The following is a 16852-nucleotide window of genomic DNA, read 5'->3' on the forward strand; positions in this document are numbered from 1 at the left end:
CTATAGGGAAAGGTGATTTAGCTATTCTAAAAGCTGTACTTGAGCATAGTACTACAAAAGTAGAATCATATAATCTTGATAAGGCTATAGAGAAAGGTGATTTAGCTATTCTAAAAGCTGTACTTGAGCATAGTACTACAAAAGTAGAATCATATAATCTTGATAAGGCTATAGAGAAAGGTGATTTAGCTATTCTAAAAGCTGTACTTGAGCATAGTACTACAAAAGTAGAATCATATAATCTTAATCGAGCTATAGAGAAAGGCAATCTAGAAATTCTAGATATTGTACTTAAGCATCCTACTATAGAGGTAAGTAGCTATAATATTTATACGGCAGAAGAGACACATAATTTAGACGTTATCGAATTAGTAAAAAAATATTATAATTCTACTATAAATACTATTACGTCTGAAGAAAATACTATAGATATAACACTTACTGTAGTAGAAGAAGTACCGGCATTAGGAGAGGGGACAGAGGGAGTATAAGTAATAAAATTCAATATTATTCCCGTGGAAGGCTTGCTTGCATGAATATCCAAGTCGTCATTGTGAGCGACTAAAGGCTTTGTTGCATGGCTCGAAAAACCTACTCGATGTCATTCCCGCGAAAGCAGGAATGACATAAAACGAGCCATACAACAACGCAGCGACTGTAAGGAGCATGTCAATCTATAAAAAATAGTAAAAAATCTGTAAATCAGAATTTTTTACTGGATTACTTCATCAAAATTTTCAATTTTTCCTCGTAATGACGGTAGAACCAATCCACGCGAGTAATGCCAAGTCATTCAATAGACCTCTTCGGGAATTCTACTTCTAGAGGTAATTTGTACGTCGATCCGGTACTCGAATTCTCACGTACTTTTTTGTACGCTGCGGTTCTGCGTTCCGTGTCTCCTTCAAATTCCTCTCTATAAGCGAGTTTCCGAAGAGGTCTATTAAAATCTAAATATTTCTTAGAATTACTTTACTTAATTCATAATTCAAGTGTGAGAAGTTTATCTCTTCAAATCCTTTTCTCGGAATAATAATCATTGCAAATTTTATAGCCTTAAAGCCAGGATCACTAACAATAATTCTAATTAGATGTCGTATACGCCTTTTAATTTTGTTGCGAACTACAGCTTTTTTATTTAGCTTTCTGCTAACTTTGATTCCTAAAAAGGTGTTATATTTTGATTCAAGGAAGATTTTTGGAAGTTTTTTGGCGATTACCAAAATAAAATATCTCTCATGGAGTTTCTTTCCAAGCTTATTTATAAGCTCAAATTCTTTTTGATTTTTTAAAGAGGTAATAGACACTTTGATAAGTCAGATTATTTTAAGCAGATAATTTATGTCTACCTTTAGCACGACGTTTTCTTAAGATTGCTCTTCCGGTTGGAGTAGCCATTCTAGATCTAAAACCATGTCTTCTTTTTCTAACTAAGTTACTAGGTTGAAATGTACGTTTCATAATATTTATACCGAACGAAAATAAAAATTAATTATTATAAATATGTGCTTTTGCTTTTTCTACGATACTTACGAATTCGTCACTGTTATTGACGGCAAGTTCTGCAAGTACTTTACGATCTATATCGATTTCTGCTTTTTTAAGAGCTCCCATAAATTGAGAGTAAACAAGCCCATGTTCTCTTACTGCTGCATTTATTCTTTGAATCCATAAGCCTCTAAAATCACGTTTACGGTTTCTACGATCTCTATAAGCATATTGGAGGGCTTTTTCTACTTTTTCAATAGCTACTCTAAAACAGCTATTTGCTCTACCTCTATAGCTTTTGGCTAATTTAAGGATTTTTTTATGTCGATTTTTGGAAATTTTTCCTGATTTTACACGTGTCATTGCTTTAGCTCCTAGTTAATTAATTTATACCGTACGGTAAAAAATATTTTTTAATATTATATCCGTCTTGAGGACAAAGTATTGTAGTTCCTCTAAGGTTACGAATTTGAGCTTTAGTACGACGACGCATAAAATGTTTTTTACCTGCTTGAGATGCAATAACCTTGCCGCTAGCAGTAAGTTTAAAACGTTTTTTTACGGCAGATTTTGTTTTTAATTTAGGCATATTGTTCCTTATAATTGGTATTTCTAGGTTTAAACGGTAAAACATTAGGCATACCAAAGCCATATTACCGATGAAACCTAGATAATAGTTTTTTTTATTAGTTATTGCAAGATTTTTTTATAAAAATGTACTATAATGTTTTTAATCAATCGATAATAATTTAAAAATGTTTGGACAAAATCCTAAAAGAAGCATATTAAACGGTGACGGTACTAAGTTAGAGGTACAGTCTATTTTTAAGACTATACAAGGGGAGGGCATTTTTGTAGGTTGTCCTGCGATCTTTATTAGGCTTGGAGGATGTAATCTTGCTTGTAATTTTTGTGATACGGAGTTTGAAGATTTTGATTTAGTAGATATAGATAAGATTTTGAATAAAGTAGAAAGCCTGGCATTAAATTCTAAAAATGAAAAATCGATTAATTTAGTAGTAATAACCGGCGGTGAGCCGATGCGTCAACCTATAGAGTTATTATGTCAGAAGTTATTAGACCGAGATGTTAAAGTTCAAATAGAGACTAACGGTACGTTATATCGTTTTTTGCCGAAAGAAGTGTCTATAATTTGTTCGCCGAAGGTAGGTAAAACAGGTTATAGTAAAATAAGAGAAGATTTATTGCCTAAAATTAGTGCGGTGAAATTTATCGTTGCTAAAAATATTTTAGAATATAGTCTCATACCGGAAGTAGGGCAAACCTCTTATAATATACCGGTTTTTATTCAACCTATGGATCAAAATGACCAAAGACTTAATGGCGAAAATAATGAGTTAGCAGTAAAATTAGCATTAGAAAGCGGTGCTAGATTATCTCTGCAAACTCATAAATTTTTAAATATCCCATAGATTTAGGTCGCCGTATGCACCCTTTTTATCACCTAATAAACCTAATAATATTACTATTCCAACGTTACCGTTGTCAGAATTAGAAGGGTAAAGCTCTTTAAAAATTTTAATTATATTTTCATCGGTTCCATCACTTTCAGAACAATATAATTTCCCTAATTGTCTTTGTTGTTCTACAGAAGGGAAAGATAAGATAATTTTGTCAGCATCTATGTTGCTTTTTGATGTTGATGTTATCATAGATTCAATTGAACTTCGGTACATAATTGTTAGAGTTGTGCTACATGTAATTACCTGCTTTTCATTGTCTAAATTAGAAAACTCCGCATTTTCTGCTTGTTCTCTAACATTTGCTTGGTAGCACATACGTAATATACTAACTAAATCTAAGTGAATTTTGCATTCCGGTTCTTTAATTTTTAACCAGAGTATTGATGCATAAGAATCGTCATCTTCACTCTCGCTGTCACTCCCAATGTAGTCAGCGTCAGAAGAGTACATAATCAAGGAGAAAATCCTTATTATATCCTTGGCAGCAATTTCTTCTCGACAGTTTGAAGGATTTGCAATACGCTTAGGTTGTATCTGTTTCATAATTTCCTTACAAAATAATTTCGGTTAGAACTAAATTTCTTTATCCAATAAGTTAAAGAATTTTAACTAAGGAATATATTGCTCCTATATTCTAGTCAAAAATTAATTTACTTGAATTTTTAATTGTACTTAAGTATGATAACGAAGATTTATAATAAGTTAATATGGAGTAATAATGAGTGAAATATTAGAACTTGAAGCGAAATCCCGTACGGAATTCGGTACGGGAGCGGCAAGGGCATTAAGAAGAGTAGGACGTGTCCCGGCTATTATTTATGGAGCTGGTAAAATACCTGTTAGTATTTCTTTGGAAGAAAAGGAAATAACTAAATATTATAGAAAGCCGGCTTTTATCTCTCAGTTAATTAATTTAACAATTGATAAGAAAAAATATAAAGTATTGCCGAAGGCTGTAGAATTACATCCTGTTACGGATATAGTACGCCATGTTGATTTTGTCTTTTTAGAAGAGAAAACCCAAAAAATGGAAGTACCTGTAGTATATGAAGGGAAAGAAAGAGCTTTAGGCGTTAAAAGAGGTGGATACTTTAATATAGTAAAAAGAAGAGTTACTTTATTATGTGATGTTAATAATATCCCAAGAAACGTAACTATAGATGTTACTAATATGCCTATTGCTACTTCGCTAAAATCGTCAAAAATAGAATTACCGAAAGGATGTAGTTTTGTTACAAAAAAAGAATTTATCCTTGCAACTATTATAGGACGTAGAGGAGCAAAAACTGAAGCTGAAGGGGAACAACAAGCCGCTGAAGCAGGGAGGTAAGATAATTGTCACGATAAGGACTTGCTTAGATACTTAAATCGTTATTGCGAGGGTTCCGTAGGTGTTGTTGTTTGGCTCGTTTTATGCCATTCCTAGCTAGAAGCGGTAATCAGGTAATCTTTAATTGTCATACTGCGAACTTGTAGCGGTATCCAGTCTTTGTTAATTTTTTTTCTGGATACCGTGGTCAAGCCACGGTATGACATCGAGTAGGTTTTTCGATCCACGCAATAATGCTGAGTTAAGAATGACATTATTCTGTACTTCTTGCAAATCAATATTTCTTCAAAAATTTTCCATTACTATTTATTAGGTAAATTATTATGATTCTTGTTATTGGTCTTGGTAATCCAGGAAAAGAGTATCAATATACGAGGCATAATGTCGGCTTTATTGCTATAGAGAAAATAGCAAACCAATATAATTCATCATTTAGTACAAAGAAAAAATTCAATTGTGAAATTGCTGAAACTATTAGTGATGGACAAAAGATAATTTTTATAAAGCCCACCACCTATATGAACTTGTCCGGTAAGTCAGTGATATCGGTGAAAACATATTATAATATCCACCACGCAAAAATCTTTGTTATTCATGATGATATTGATTTAGAAACAGGTAGAATAAAATTTAAAACCGGTGGCGGTAATGGCGGGCATAATGGTTTAAAGTCGATTGATGGGGTTATAGGTAATAATTATAACCGGATTAGGATTGGAGTAGGTAGACCGCAAAATAATCAAGATGTAGCAGATTACGTACTTAATAATTTCTCTAAACCGGAGTATGCAACAGTAATGCAAGCTATAGATAGAATCACTAGTAACTTTAGTTTAATATTAGAGAATAAGTTAGAAGAATTTAAGAATAAGATAGCTTGATATATTCAATGTTATTCCTACGACTTGATCGGCGTTGCTGCGTGGATACCAACTAGTCATTGCGAGGAAAAACTGTAAGTTTTGACGAAGCAATCTTAGGAATTCTATACTACTTCACGAGATTGCCACGTCGATGCTACGCATCTCCTCGCAATGACGGGAAAACGATATTAAAACTAAACAGCAAAGATTTATGACACAAAATTTTGAAATTGTTTATGCTGATGAAATGGATAGAACTCATAGAACTATAATTATTGAGGCTTTGAACAAAGATGCTAGAGAACAAAAGGGGTTAGTAGGAGATATTGAATCTTTTTCATTTTCCTGTTTAGATCAGGATAAAAATTTTGTTGTAGGAATTAGAGGTATGAGTTCTTGGGGGGATTTTATATTGATTCACTCTTTGTTAATGAAAATATAAGAAACTAAAATTATGGTACTGTACTAATGCAAAAGGCTGAGGATTTAGCACGTGAACGAGGCTATAATTTTATTCATCTTGTTACTATGGACTTCCAAGCAAAATCGTTTTATTAGAAACTGAGGTATAAAATTGAATTTGCTATGCACGGTTACGAAAAAGATTCTATAATGTATTATTTACGGAAAAATTTATGACACTAAAACTCGGAATTGTTGGGTTGCCGAATGTCGGTAAGTCAACGTTATTTAATGCCTTAACGGCAAGTCAGGCTGCAGATGCCTCTAATTATCCGTTTTGTACTATTGAGCCTAATAGCAGCAAAGTTTTAGTGCCTGATGAGCGTTTGCATAAACTAGCAAGTTTAGCCGGAAGCGGTAAAATTATTCCGTCTTATATTGAGTTTGTCGATATCGCAGGGCTTGTTAAAGGAGCAAGCAAAGGGGGGGGCTAGGTAATAAGTTCTTATCTCATATCAGGGAAGTCGATGCAATACTGCACGTACTGCGTTGTTTTGAAGATGAGGATATAATGCACGTACATCACAAAGTCGATCCGCTGCATGACCTTGAGATTATTGAAACGGAATTAATACTTGCCGATATAGAATTGGTTGAAAAGCGTTTAGCTACAAGTGAAAAACGCTTGAAGTCAGGCAATAAAGCAATGGCAGAGCAGATAGAGTTGTTAAAAGAGGTTTATAAGGTATTAGGTGAGGATAAACCTGCAAGAGTGCTAAGTGAAGCTTTAGGAGTTGATAATTTAAAACAATTGCAGTTAATTACCTCTAAGCCCGTTTTATATATATGTAACGTACTTGAAAAAGATGCAGCTATAGGTAATGAATTTACAAAATTAGTAGCGGAAAGAGCAAAGAAAGAAAATGCTAAAAGTGTCGTAATTTCTTCAAAAATAGAAGCTGAAATTGCTTTACTTGAAAGCATGGAAGAAAAGGAAGAGTTTTTAAAATTTATAGGTTTAGACGAAACAGTGCTTAGTAAAGTCATTAAAGAGGGGTATAATCTTTTAAACCTTAAAAGCTTTTTTACTATAGGGCCAAAGGAAGCCCATAGCTGGACTTTTAAAGACGGCGCACTTGCACCAGCTGCTGCTGGTATTATTCATACCGATTTTGAAAAAGGTTTTATCAGAGCGGAAGTTATCGGCTATAAAGATTACGTAAATCTTGGTAGTGAAGCAAAAGCCAAGGAAGTAGGTAAAATGCGTTTAGAGGGTAAAGAATATAAAATGCAGGATGGGGATATAGTACATTTTAGATTTAACGTTTAAATAACGATCAGCTATAAAAAAAATTTGACCAAAACGGTCTCTTGAAGTTCAAGATAGGCTTGATTATATAGTGCAGCAAATTTTGGCTGTTGCCAAGGATAAAATTGCCATGATTATCTTATATGGCTCGTATGCTAGAGGTGATTGGGTTAAAGATATGTATACGGAAGATCATATTACTTATAGTTATACAAGTGATCTTGACTTTTTAGTAGAAAAAAAGATAAATTTAAGGAGCATGCTACTTTAAGGGTAGAATCTAAGATAGAAAAAATGTTAGAACAAATAGGCTTAAGAAAAGCCGAGGTTTTTTCGCTAGAACCTTGGATATCCATAATATGTGAGTCTATAAGTGAGGTAAATGATAAGCTTGAAAAAGGGCGTTATTTTTATACCGACATTAAGAATGAAGGTATTCTTTTATATAATAGTGGCGAGTTGCAGCTTTCTCGAGCTAAAAATTTGCCTTGGAGTGAAGTAAAAGAAATGGCTAAAGAAGATTATAAATACTGGTTTGGTAGAGGCAAGAGTTTTTTATTGATTGTAAATACCCATTAGAAAGAGGTGATTTTAGTAAAAGTGCTTTTGAGCTGCATCAAGCTACTGAAAGTGTTTACAGTAGCATTTTATTAGTTTTTTCCTGTTACAAACCAAAGTTACACGATATAAGAAAGCTAGGTGGATATTGTGAAATTATAATGTTGAACTACTTAAAGTATTTCCGCAATCGTCTCCCAAACAAAAAGAATGTTTTGAATTATTAGAAAAAGCTTACGTTGATGCAAGATATGATAAAAATTATAGAATTAGCAGAGAGCAGTTACTTTACTTGATTGAGAGAGTAGAAAGATTAAAAATGATAACGGAAAAAATTTGTTTGGAGCGGATTAATCGATAAAACTCGATGAACCGAAATAAAAAAAATCATTTATGAAAATTATTGCGAAGATTACGGCATAGATGCTTCTATGCTTATCTATTTTATCACCGACTACGGAAACAATTTATACTTCAGGATTACCGAGTTTAACCAAATATTTCGGCATTGACGGCGGTATCACTCAAATTACGTCTACATTATATTTTCTAGGGTTTGCTCTTGGTATATTATCACTCGGCAGATTATTGGATATTTACGGCAGGAAACCTATAGCTTTATTAGGGCTTTTTATTTATGTTGTATCTTCAATTATTAGCATTTTTGCAGTTAATATAGAAATGCTGATGATAGCTCGTTTTGTGCAAGCTTTCGGTGTAAGTGTAGGTTCTGTTATTGGGTAGGCTATGGCTAGAGACTCCTAGCAAGGTTCAGAGTTATCATATGTCTATGCTAGCTTATCTCTGTTGTTGTTATTTATCCCTTCTATAGGTTCATCTATAGGGGGCTATATTATAGAATATTCAAGCTGGTATTATGTTTTTGTATTTTTTAGCCTTACCGGTACTAATATTATTAGCTTTATATTATAAAGTTTTACCTGAAACAAATTCTTATATAGATTTTTTTCCCAAAGTAGTAAATATTTTGAGGTTTTGCAGGTAATTATTAAAGATAAAATTCTTTGGTTATATGCTTTTATCATCGGTGCATTTAACGGCATATATTACGGTTTTTTCATAGAAGCTCCTTTTATTTTTATTGATAAAATGAAAGTTTCACCATCTTTTTACGGTAAATTAGCGTTTTTGTTATCTTTTGCCGCTATCTTTGGAGGCTTTTTAGGAGAGGGTATTTAATAAAAAACGCCATGTACACGATAAAAAAGTTATGGGTTTAGGATTTATTTTTAGTTTGTGCGGTTGTATATTATTTGTGGTAAATGCTATATTAGAAGTTATTTCAACGAGTCATAATCTTGCAATCGCTATGATATTTGCACCGATGATGATTCATGCGGTTGGGCATAATCTACTTATCCCTATGATACTTCGTTATGCACTGGAGGATTATGATAAAGTAACAGGTACAGCAGGATCTATATTTGGTGCAATTATACTACGTAGTTATCGCTGCTGTAACTTATTTGTTTTCTAAAATATACGGCGCAACGATAAGCAATTTTGTTTCGTTTTAAGTATTAGCTCTGCTATTTAGTTTTACTGTATTTGGATTTTATACAAGAAAAAGTCAAATATTCCTAACTAAAAACAGGTGTCGTCATTGTAAGCAGCTATGGCGTTGTTGTATGGCTCGAAGAAAGCGTTCGATGTCATTCCTGCGAAAACAGGAATCCAGGGGAAAGAGAGATAAATCGAGCGTTTAGTTTTAAAAGTCTAGCATATTTATACTTTTTTGACTGGTGATTCCCGCCTACGCGAGAATGACATTAAGAAAGTTAGAGATAACCTGGTACATCATCTGTATGCTCTTCACCCTCAAGAGTCATATCCTCTTTTAAGGTTGCCATACTACAGCTACTAAATACATCAAGGTTATTCTGCTCGGCTTGCCATTTTAAGCTAGCTTCTTTAAAACTAACAATACCGTTTTCAATTTCTGCTAATGTCAAATTTTTTATTTCGTGTAAAAAATTCTCTATATCTGCTTTTGCTTCTGGATTTTTTTCGATGAATGGATTAAGAAACTCCTTGATACCTGCTAATAATTCTTCTTTTCCAGGTTCTATATCTTTAGAATCTAGCGCTTGAGCTATCGGTGTATTAACTGCATCCTCGTTGTTTGCTATATCCTCTTCCTTTTCAAAACTTCTATCAAGTGCGTTATTGTTATTAGGAGTATTAATATGGAATAACTCTTTATAAAAATCATTCATAACAATTTGGTCGTTAGGGTTATTTGCATTATAATTATTTATTATTTTATCAATAGCTTCTTTAAACTTTTCATTATAAGGTGCATCTCTAAAGGTGGAGCTTTCATATATAGATTTTCTAGCAAATTCTTTTAGCGCTTGCAGATTTTCAGTACTAGAATTACTCATCTCAGCATGTTTTCCCGGAATATCAGTAGCTATTTCTATTAATTTATCACCAAAAATGCTTTGAGCAGTTATTTCATCAGCTTGTTGTGTTGCTGCTAATATTTTACCGGGCATATTATTTTTTAATAGTTCTATTATTCCTCCGCCGCAACAAACAGTTTGGTAATCATCATTATTTTCTTCTTTTAATGATAAATACAAAGCATTGTCTATGTGATAGTTATTTGCTTTTAATAATTTCCATGTTTGTAAGGTTGGGTCATTAGCATATACTCCACCATCAATAATTTTATGTAATTTAGTATTGGTTATATTACTGAAATTGTGGCTGGGGAAATATCCAGGTGCTGCAGTGATGCCTTGTATTATATCTGAAAGGTAATAATCATTCTCTTCACTTTGTCTAGCCTTTATAGTAGAGAAGGTCATAAGAGGATTTTGTTTATTATTTAGATCATAACCTGTAACTACAACATTACCGATTAAATCCTTGAGGGTATAATCCTTACAATATTCTTTCAATAATTTTACTAATGGTTCAGGAGAAAATTTATGGCTGAATAAGCCATTAAAACTCCAAAATTTTCTAAAGGTTAATCCTACCGGAAAAATATCGTGTGCCATTTCTTCAAACAGTTCTTGAGCTTGCTCTGCACTGAATAAAGGTTTTCCGGGATTATTAGGGTCCGGTAAATTAAGCAAAATAGCAATAAGTCCTCCAACACTGGTCCCTCCAGTAAAATTGAATATCTCACAAGTAGGCTTACCGGTTATTTGCTCCATTATTTTTAATTTTTCTAAATGGATATTTCCTTTTACTCCACCGCCTTCGAATAGTGCTAAGCTAATCTTATTATTGTTTATATCTACCATAACCATCTTTCAAAAATACTTGAAGAGAGCAAAATACAATAAAAATTAACTTTTGTCAATAAATTTATCTGTATAAACTGAATAAAATTTAACTTATAAAATAAATTGTAACTATTAGTAAAGAAAACTTGATTAATGATTAATATTTTAGTATATAGCTAATATTATAACTATAATGGTATGAGATATGCTAAGTCATCCTAGTAATATAGATCCTCAGTTATTAGCTCAAGCAGTAAATACAATGATGCCATTAGTAGAGAAAGATTTAGCTGATGTTGAAGATAAAATAACTTATGGAAAAGGAAAATTATGGAAGCTTTGACATTTATGTATTGTTTTAAGGGAAATACTGGACAAACTTTAGATATTAAAGAATTATGTATTACAAATGATTTATCATATAGAGATGATTTCAGCACCCTTACGAAGACACTAGATACTTTACCCCCCTTATAGGGATATTTTTTCTAAATAATTTAACACTAATTCTACTATAAATAATAATGCTAAAATACGAAAACTTTGATAGTTCATCTGATGAAGAGTTAAAAGAAAATTATACTTTACCTAAGTACCTTAATTTTTTACTTAAAAATATACTAGATATTAATTATATATATAACTCTGAAGATTTTAAACTTAAACTAGGTTTAGTATTACATGTATTACATAATTTAGCTGATAGATTTTTTAAATATTCTACTATTAGAAATATTTATAAAAAAATTAAATCTGAAATATTAGCTATAGATAATGATTATTACGAAGAAAATTTTAATATTATCAAAACTGCTTTTAATAAACATAATTATTCAAAGACTATAACAAAGAAAATATAAGTGATAAGGCTTATCAAAAGCTATATTGCACTGTGTATTTAATCCCAATCACTCTCTTCCTAAGATATTTGCTTTAGCAGACGGTATTACTGCTCAGCATGCAAAGAAAGTATTATTACAAGAATTGCAAAACAGTAATATCAACTTAAAAAAGTATAAGTAATAACCCATTAAATTTTACAATACATAATTCTAAAGGACTTTTAGCTTTTGCTGAAATGATTAGCAGGAATAATAAAAATCAGCTAAAGCACCGGATTTTAGAAGAAATAAATAGTGCTTTATCTGCTATATGTAAGATCTCAAATACTAAAGAAGAAACTTTTACAATTAATCATATAGTACCTTATAAAACCGGTAATGTACAAACAGATGTACCTGGCTTAGGAAAGTATGATGAAATTTTATCTAAATTTGAGCAAGAACATGAATATAAACATGCTATTATAAAACGTATATTTGAAGTTGTGCATGCTAAAGCATTGACACAAAATATAGAAGAATTACTGCGAAAACTAAATTACTTTGCAGAATAAGTTAACACATTTATTATTTATGCTTGCAACGCATAGAAATAATGCAACCTTATTCACGGCTCCTATGTTTTTAGAACTTATTGATAAAAATAGTATATTTTTATCATATAAGGAGTTTTCTTCTATGTCTCACTATGTCTGCTGAGCATGCCGTTGCTCAAACAAGAGGTATACTGAAAAACTATAAATATGTGTTACCAAATTCCTGTCCAATAGATTATGACACTACAAATGTACAAAATGGTAGTCTATTACTTATTAAAGAAGGTAATATATTAATAGAATGGCTTAGTAAAAAATTAAATAATTATAAACTAGCAAATATAGCACGAATATTTGACATCTTAGCTTCAATGTAATTTTATAAAAGTATGGATAATGTAAAATCTTTTTTAGAAAAAGTTCATAAATTAGAGAATTGTCCTATAAATTTGTTAAATTCATTGGACCAAAAGTTTAACTGCTTTAATTCTTAAAGTAAACAATATAGGAGAACACAATTTAAAGCTTACAAAAACTAAATTGCTTGAAAAAAAGGATTTTTCTCAAGATTTAAAGGATTTAATTGAAATAACCTACTTGGAATTTACTGAAAGCTTAAAAAATATTGAAGGGTTTTTAGCTCAAAAACAAGCATCTCTCAAAAAAGAAATTAAAAAAATCCTACCTGAAATTCTACAAATTTTAATTGATAAAATAAGCTCTTTTCAGGAGCAATAAAATATTTTGTAATATTACTATTCTTAAAAAATATATCTATATTCTTGATTAGCGTAGATTTGATAATCGTAGTCATGATAGTGAATTTGTGATTCCTCTTTATAGATTAATTCATTTAAACTTTTAAGTAAGAAATATGCTACTCCCTCACCGTAACCATAATTATCTATAATTCTGTTAATTTGGTATTTCCCGGAGGATCTTGAAAAAATTTCTTTTACTGAATCGTTTTTTGAGAGCATTTGATATATGTTTATATCATTCCCGCGAAAGCAGGAATAACATAAACAGCCGTACAATAAAGCCAAAACGTCGCAGGAATGACATTTAGTTCTGCAATATTTTCATTAGCAAATTAATCTCTTCGCGTAATTCTATATCGTTTTCCAATAATTCTTCTACTTTCTTAATAGCATGCATAACCGTCGTGTGGTCTTTTTTACCGAATTTTTTACCGATATCTGCAAGACTTTTCGGCGTTAATGCTTTACTAAGATACATGGCTATTTGACGCGGTCTTGCAACTTCTCGTAATCTCCGTGATGAAGACATATCGGATAACTTAATATTATAACGGCTAGCTACCTTTTTCTGAATATCTTCAACGGTAATTATTCTTTCATTAGAACGCAGTAAATCCCGCAAAATATTTTGTGTGTTTTCGAGTGTAATTTCTTTTAAAGTAAAATTAGAATGAGCAATCACCTTATTTAAAGCTCCTTCAAGTTCTCTAACGTTTGAAACGATTTTAGATGCTAAAAAATCAATTACGTCTTTTGGTATTTTAACGTTCATCTGCTCAATCTTAGATTCTAGAATACCGAGTCGTAGCTCATAAGTAGTACTATGAACGTCGGCAACTAAGCCCCATCCAAGACGAGATTTTATCCGATCTTCAATATTATCTAAATCTGAAGGCGATCTATCACAAGAAATAACCATTTGACGGTTATTATCAATCAATGTATTAAAAGTATGGAAAAATTCTTCCTGCGTACTATCTTTACCACAAATAAATTGAATATCATCAATCATTAACACGTCAACCGAACGAAATTTCTCTTTAAACGAGATTACTTCTTTGTTACGCAGAGCTTTAACAAACTGATACATAAATTTTTCTGCCGACATGTATATCACTTTGCGGCTTGGGTTATTCTGCTTGATATACCAACCGATTGCATGCATTAAATGAGTTTTACCAAGTCCTACGCCACCATATAGAAAAAGCGGATTAGACTCAGAAACCGCACCTGATGATTCCGCAACCGCTCTTGCTGCTGCATAGGCTAGCTCATTTGGGGCTCCAACCACAAAATTATCGAAAGTAAAACGTACGTCAAGGGTTGAAAAGATATTTTCTGAATTAAGCTCACTGCTGCCGATATCGGCAAAAGTCTTAGTAGGTAATTCTATAACTGTTTGGGTTATTCCAGGTAACTCTTTAGTAATTATTTCAATTGATTTAATGGTATTATTATAATGTTGAAATAGTTGCAATATGACCATAGAGTATTTGGATTTTATCCAATCTCTAACAAAGTTAGTAGGGGCACAAAGAATAACGGTATTTAATGAAGACTCTATAAAATTGACTTTACTAAACCAGCTATTATATAGAGTTTCACCGTAATGATTGTAAAGATCTTGAGCCACGTGACTCCAGACATTTACATAATTATCACCTTGATCCGTTAAAATTATTTGATTAGTACTCACTTAAAACTGCCACGGTAAGTTATTTTGTTTCCAGCCTTTATCTTGATTATTTCCTTCAAAGCCGTCACTAATATTATAACAATTTTTATAACCTATATTGGTTATAAAATTTGCTGCGATAAATGACCTATATCCTGAACGGCACAGAAAAAATATTATTGCATGAATTTTATCGTTAACGATAGATAAAAAATTATCTTCAAAATCTTTATTCAATTGCCAACTTAGAAAGATCACCTTATTTTTATTATCTAAATGAGGTATCTCCACTTGCTGCCACTCTTCTCTAGTTCTAACATCTACAAGAAAAGCATTATCATTTGAAATTAGCATATAATAAGCTTTTGTAGAACAGATATTTTGAACCGACATATTTATGCTTGCTGTTATTGATAATAAAAGTTAATAGAATTTTACCCATGTAGAATGGACTTATTAGAGTGCTGTTATTAAAGCATTTTAAAATGATCTTGGTATCTGATAATTTTAATAATATTATTATAAAAAAATTTTGCAAGATGTTATAGATGAATAAATTAAATAAAAACTCTTTACAAAAGAAACTTTTTTACCGTAGTAAAAATCGCGGTTGCAGAGAAATGGATTATATACTCGGTAGCTTTGCCAAAAAGTACCTATCCTTAATGGATGAAAAAAAACTTGGAAGCTATTCTTTAATACTTGATCAAAATGATAATGATCTTTATAATTGGGTTAATAATAAATCTTCTGCTCCTTCTTATCTAGATGCCGAAATAATTGATAAATTACGCAAAATAGCAAAAATATAAACTCCTGTAGAATGTTACAACAAAAATTTCCGGCGGCTGCCAAATCTTTCTTTGCAATTGATAATTTTACTAAGAATCTTAGGCAAGATTTTATCTTGAGTGCGAGTAATGAAGAGGAGGCGTTGCAATTATACAAGCAAGCTTTATTTTTTTCTTCTAATGAAAATATTTATTACTTTCCAAGCTATGATACCATCCCTTATGACCATACGTCACCAAATGCAAATATCTTATCTAGACGTGCAGAAACATTAATCAAGCTAACAACAAATAATAGTAATAGCAAATTACTTATCACTCATACAGCAAACTTATTAAACAAATTACCGCCGAAAGATTTTTTTTCTAAATATTTTTTGAAATTATCCCCTAAAATGAAATTTACTACGGATGAGCTTGCTATGTTTCTAGTAGAAAATAGTTTTACAAGAAATGCGAGTAGCATTGATGCCGGGGAATTCGCGGTTAGAGGCGAAATCGTTGATATAATATTGCCCGGTCCTAAAGCTTATAGAATTCATTTTAGCTGGGGTTATATTGAATCAATAAAAGAATTTGATATTGATACGCAAATTTCGACTAAATCCTGCAGGGAGCTTATTATTAGTCCTGCAAATGAGATAGTTTTAAATAGTGAAACTATAGGTAATTTTAAGAATAATTACTTACGAAATTTTGGAGTTAATCATACTGATAATCCTTTATATGAGGCGGTAATATCTGGAAGAAAATTTACAGGATATGAACAATTACTCCCGTTATTTTACGATTCCTGCTCTAACTTAATAGATTATTTAAACGATCCTATTTTCATATTCGATAATTTGTCAAAACAAGCCATTTTAGAATTTGAACATAGTTATAACGATTTTTATTCAGCAAGGTCAGAGGCAAATAAACTTAAATTTAATAGTTTCTATCCCACCCTTTCACCGACTAGCTTATATTTTACCGCTTTTGAAATAACGGAATTACTAGAACGAAAAAATAATATACTACTTACTTTTGAAAACTCAGAGCAAGCTAGCTTAATTGAAAATATAGTTGCTACAAGTTTTATAGAAAAGAAAACGGTTTTCGATAAATTATTTGAGGTTATTAAAGCAAATTCTCATAAGAAAATTATTATAGGCTCAAGCGTTTTAAGTAGTTTTGAGCGAATCAAAAGCATAATTCAAAATTATGAATATAAATATAATGAGATAAATAAATTAGATGAGGCTAAGGCTTCAATAATAAATGTCGGGATAATTCCTTTAAATCAAAGCTTTTATACGAAAGAATATTTATTTATTACCGCTAGTGAATTATTAGAAGAAAAACCTAGTTCTACAAACACTAACAAAAAACTTAAAAATATCTTGCTGGAGCTTGATAATTTAGCTGAAGGCGAATTTGTTGTTCACAAAGATCATGGAATAGGGCAGTTTTTAAAGCTAGAAGCTTTAGAAATCAAAGGCAAACCACATGATTTTTTAAAGATTTTATATGCCGGCAATGATAAATTATATATACCAGTTGAAAGTATAGAG

General features: G+C 31.5%; 21 protein-coding genes and 7 pseudogenes. 18 read left to right on the top strand and 10 right to left on the bottom strand.

The features are described 5' to 3' along the window. A pseudogene (locus AB4K15_RS07185) lies at window positions 1-491 on the top strand (hypothetical protein); the annotation flags it as partial. A 298-nt stretch (window positions 492-789) separates the two neighbouring features. Here AB4K15_RS07185 and AB4K15_RS07190 read toward each other — a convergent pair. The 5 genes and pseudogenes from AB4K15_RS07190 to rpmI all read right to left on the bottom strand — a co-directional run. Continuing rightward, window positions 790-945 (bottom strand): annotated as a pseudogene (locus tag AB4K15_RS07190) (palindromic element RPE1 domain-containing protein); the annotation flags it as partial. 5 nt (window positions 946-950) lie between these two features. After that, window positions 951-1307: a ribonuclease P protein component gene (rnpA, locus tag AB4K15_RS07195; protein ID WP_500225036.1), complete on the bottom strand. Its 357-nt coding sequence runs from the start codon at window positions 1305-1307 to the stop codon at window positions 951-953. 19 nt (window positions 1308-1326) lie between these two features. After that, the gene (gene rpmH, locus AB4K15_RS07200) at window positions 1327-1461 is read right to left on the bottom strand and encodes a 50S ribosomal protein L34 (RefSeq protein WP_011270688.1); all 135 of its coding nucleotides are present in this window, start codon (window positions 1459-1461) and stop codon (window positions 1327-1329) included. A gap of 27 nt (window positions 1462-1488) precedes the next feature. Further along, window positions 1489-1851, bottom strand: a complete 363-nt coding sequence (gene rplT / locus AB4K15_RS07205) for a 50S ribosomal protein L20 (protein ID WP_032073336.1) — start codon at window positions 1849-1851, stop codon at window positions 1489-1491. A gap of 19 nt (window positions 1852-1870) precedes the next feature. Continuing rightward, window positions 1871-2077 (bottom strand): 50S ribosomal protein L35, encoded by a 207-nt coding sequence (rpmI, locus tag AB4K15_RS07210; RefSeq protein WP_004997924.1) that lies wholly within the window; start codon window positions 2075-2077, stop codon window positions 1871-1873. A 166-nt stretch (window positions 2078-2243) separates the two neighbouring features. On the opposite strand from rpmI, the gene AB4K15_RS07215 reads away from it, so the two are divergent. Then, window positions 2244-2921 carry a 7-carboxy-7-deazaguanine synthase QueE gene (locus AB4K15_RS07215; protein WP_032073337.1) on the top strand — a complete coding sequence of 226 codons (678 nt, stop codon included), beginning with the start codon at window positions 2244-2246 and terminating at the stop codon, window positions 2919-2921. Here the strand turns inward: AB4K15_RS07215 and AB4K15_RS07220 are convergent. Continuing rightward, window positions 2907-3515: a hypothetical protein gene (locus tag AB4K15_RS07220; RefSeq protein ID WP_500225032.1), complete on the bottom strand. Its 609-nt coding sequence runs from the start codon at window positions 3513-3515 to the stop codon at window positions 2907-2909. The two genes, AB4K15_RS07215 and AB4K15_RS07220, sit on opposite strands and share 15 nt — an antisense overlap. A gap of 175 nt (window positions 3516-3690) precedes the next feature. Between AB4K15_RS07220 and AB4K15_RS07225 the strand changes: the two genes are divergently transcribed. The 9 genes and pseudogenes from AB4K15_RS07225 (at window position 3691) to AB4K15_RS07265 (ending at window position 8992) form a co-directional block, all read left to right on the top strand. Further along, on the top strand, window positions 3691-4302 hold the full coding sequence (locus AB4K15_RS07225; RefSeq protein WP_032073338.1) for a 50S ribosomal protein L25/general stress protein Ctc: 612 nt from the start codon (window positions 3691-3693) through the stop codon (window positions 4300-4302). Window positions 4303-4625: 323 nt separating this feature from the next. After that, window positions 4626-5183 (top strand): aminoacyl-tRNA hydrolase, encoded by a 558-nt coding sequence (gene pth / locus AB4K15_RS07230; protein WP_032073339.1) that lies wholly within the window; start codon window positions 4626-4628, stop codon window positions 5181-5183. A 193-nt stretch (window positions 5184-5376) separates the two neighbouring features. Then, window positions 5377-5607: a hypothetical protein gene (locus tag AB4K15_RS07235; RefSeq protein WP_032073340.1), complete on the top strand. Its 231-nt coding sequence runs from the start codon at window positions 5377-5379 to the stop codon at window positions 5605-5607. A gap of 26 nt (window positions 5608-5633) precedes the next feature. Then, window positions 5634-5804 (top strand): annotated as a pseudogene (locus AB4K15_RS07240) (N-acetyltransferase). Beyond that, window positions 5801-6897: pseudogene (gene ychF / locus AB4K15_RS07245) on the top strand (redox-regulated ATPase YchF). Before AB4K15_RS07240 ends, ychF begins: the two co-directional pseudogenes overlap by 4 nt. Before the next feature lie 82 nt (window positions 6898-6979). Further along, window positions 6980-7147, top strand: coding sequence for a nucleotidyltransferase domain-containing protein (locus AB4K15_RS07250; RefSeq protein WP_500225046.1), 168 nt, complete (start codon window positions 6980-6982; stop codon window positions 7145-7147). Between the two features lie 23 nt (window positions 7148-7170). After that, window positions 7171-7455: a hypothetical protein gene (locus tag AB4K15_RS07255; RefSeq protein ID WP_500225030.1), complete on the top strand. Its 285-nt coding sequence runs from the start codon at window positions 7171-7173 to the stop codon at window positions 7453-7455. Between the two features lie 226 nt (window positions 7456-7681). Next, window positions 7682-7795: pseudogene (locus tag AB4K15_RS07260) on the top strand (HEPN domain-containing protein); the annotation flags it as partial. A 62-nt stretch (window positions 7796-7857) separates the two neighbouring features. Further along, window positions 7858-8992 (top strand): annotated as a pseudogene (locus AB4K15_RS07265) (Bcr/CflA family efflux MFS transporter). Between the two features lie 241 nt (window positions 8993-9233). On the opposite strand, the gene AB4K15_RS07270 reads toward AB4K15_RS07265, so the two are convergent. Next, a complete protein-coding gene (locus AB4K15_RS07270) occupies window positions 9234-10712 on the bottom strand; it encodes a patatin-like phospholipase family protein (RefSeq protein WP_032073423.1) in 1479 nt (492 codons plus the stop codon). Between the two features lie 187 nt (window positions 10713-10899). Here AB4K15_RS07270 and AB4K15_RS07275 point away from each other — a divergent pair. From AB4K15_RS07275 to AB4K15_RS07295, 5 genes and pseudogenes are all read left to right on the top strand, one after another. Continuing rightward, window positions 10900-11212, top strand: a pseudogene (locus AB4K15_RS07275) (hypothetical protein). A 6-nt stretch (window positions 11213-11218) separates the two neighbouring features. Further along, on the top strand, window positions 11219-11554 hold the full coding sequence (locus AB4K15_RS07280; protein ID WP_500225028.1) for a hypothetical protein: 336 nt from the start codon (window positions 11219-11221) through the stop codon (window positions 11552-11554). A 218-nt stretch (window positions 11555-11772) separates the two neighbouring features. Then, a complete protein-coding gene (locus AB4K15_RS07285) occupies window positions 11773-12090 on the top strand; it encodes a hypothetical protein (protein WP_032073343.1) in 318 nt (105 codons plus the stop codon). A 134-nt stretch (window positions 12091-12224) separates the two neighbouring features. After that, window positions 12225-12449, top strand: coding sequence for a hypothetical protein (locus AB4K15_RS07290; protein WP_500225026.1), 225 nt, complete (start codon window positions 12225-12227; stop codon window positions 12447-12449). 163 nt (window positions 12450-12612) lie between these two features. Next, window positions 12613-12810 carry a hypothetical protein gene (locus tag AB4K15_RS07295; RefSeq protein ID WP_500225024.1) on the top strand — a complete coding sequence of 66 codons (198 nt, stop codon included), beginning with the start codon at window positions 12613-12615 and terminating at the stop codon, window positions 12808-12810. A 23-nt stretch (window positions 12811-12833) separates the two neighbouring features. On the opposite strand, the gene AB4K15_RS07300 is transcribed toward AB4K15_RS07295, so the two are convergent. The 3 genes from AB4K15_RS07300 to AB4K15_RS07310 form a co-directional block, all read right to left on the bottom strand. Next, window positions 12834-13052: a DUF6314 family protein gene (locus AB4K15_RS07300; RefSeq protein WP_500225021.1), complete on the bottom strand. Its 219-nt coding sequence runs from the start codon at window positions 13050-13052 to the stop codon at window positions 12834-12836. 85 nt (window positions 13053-13137) lie between these two features. Further along, window positions 13138-14529, bottom strand: a complete 1392-nt coding sequence (gene dnaA, locus AB4K15_RS07305; protein WP_032073344.1) for a chromosomal replication initiator protein DnaA — start codon at window positions 14527-14529, stop codon at window positions 13138-13140. Further along, entirely contained in the window at window positions 14530-14901 is a 372-nt protein-coding gene (locus tag AB4K15_RS07310) for a rhodanese-like domain-containing protein (RefSeq protein WP_032073345.1), read from the bottom strand. It lies immediately after the preceding gene. A 155-nt stretch (window positions 14902-15056) separates the two neighbouring features. On the opposite strand from AB4K15_RS07310, the gene AB4K15_RS07315 reads away from it, so the two are divergent. Together AB4K15_RS07315 and AB4K15_RS07320 are read left to right on the top strand one after the other, a co-directional pair. Further along, entirely contained in the window at window positions 15057-15320 is a 264-nt protein-coding gene (locus AB4K15_RS07315) for an FAD assembly factor SdhE (RefSeq protein ID WP_032073346.1), read from the top strand. A gap of 11 nt (window positions 15321-15331) precedes the next feature. Next, window positions 15332-16852, top strand: a 1521-nt coding sequence (locus AB4K15_RS07320; RefSeq protein WP_500225783.1) for a CarD family transcriptional regulator, incomplete at its 3' end; no start/stop codon positions are given.

The organism is Rickettsia aeschlimannii (genome assembly GCF_047973405.1).
GTDB lineage: Bacteria > Pseudomonadota > Alphaproteobacteria > Rickettsiales > Rickettsiaceae > Rickettsia > Rickettsia rickettsii.

Excerpts from the sequence above, each read along its gene's own strand:
- rpmH (WP_011270688.1), bottom strand. The coding sequence starts at position 1,461 with ATGAAACGTACATTTCAACCTAGTAACTTAGTTAGAAAAAGAAGACAT.
- rplT (WP_032073336.1), bottom strand. The coding sequence starts at position 1,851 with ATGACACGTGTAAAATCAGGAAAAATTTCCAAAAATCGACATAAAAAA.
- rpmI (WP_004997924.1), bottom strand. The coding sequence starts at position 2,077 with ATGCCTAAATTAAAAACAAAATCTGCCGTAAAAAAACGTTTTAAACTT.
- AB4K15_RS07215 (WP_032073337.1), top strand. The coding sequence starts at position 2,244 with ATGTTTGGACAAAATCCTAAAAGAAGCATATTAAACGGTGACGGTACT.
- AB4K15_RS07220 (WP_500225032.1), bottom strand. The coding sequence starts at position 3,515 with ATGAAACAGATACAACCTAAGCGTATTGCAAATCCTTCAAACTGTCGA.
- AB4K15_RS07225 (WP_032073338.1), top strand. The coding sequence starts at position 3,691 with ATGAGTGAAATATTAGAACTTGAAGCGAAATCCCGTACGGAATTCGGT.
- pth (WP_032073339.1), top strand. The coding sequence starts at position 4,626 with ATGATTCTTGTTATTGGTCTTGGTAATCCAGGAAAAGAGTATCAATAT.
- AB4K15_RS07235 (WP_032073340.1), top strand. The coding sequence starts at position 5,377 with ATGACACAAAATTTTGAAATTGTTTATGCTGATGAAATGGATAGAACT.
- AB4K15_RS07255 (WP_500225030.1), top strand. The coding sequence starts at position 7,171 with ATGTTAGAACAAATAGGCTTAAGAAAAGCCGAGGTTTTTTCGCTAGAA.
- AB4K15_RS07270 (WP_032073423.1), bottom strand. The coding sequence starts at position 10,712 with ATGGTAGATATAAACAATAATAAGATTAGCTTAGCACTATTCGAAGGC.
- AB4K15_RS07280 (WP_500225028.1), top strand. The coding sequence starts at position 11,219 with ATGCTAAAATACGAAAACTTTGATAGTTCATCTGATGAAGAGTTAAAA.
- AB4K15_RS07285 (WP_032073343.1), top strand. The coding sequence starts at position 11,773 with ATGATTAGCAGGAATAATAAAAATCAGCTAAAGCACCGGATTTTAGAA.
- AB4K15_RS07290 (WP_500225026.1), top strand. The coding sequence starts at position 12,225 with ATGTCTGCTGAGCATGCCGTTGCTCAAACAAGAGGTATACTGAAAAAC.
- AB4K15_RS07300 (WP_500225021.1), bottom strand. The coding sequence starts at position 13,052 with ATGCTCTCAAAAAACGATTCAGTAAAAGAAATTTTTTCAAGATCCTCC.
- AB4K15_RS07310 (WP_032073345.1), bottom strand. The coding sequence starts at position 14,901 with ATGTCGGTTCAAAATATCTGTTCTACAAAAGCTTATTATATGCTAATT.
- AB4K15_RS07315 (WP_032073346.1), top strand. The coding sequence starts at position 15,057 with ATGAATAAATTAAATAAAAACTCTTTACAAAAGAAACTTTTTTACCGT.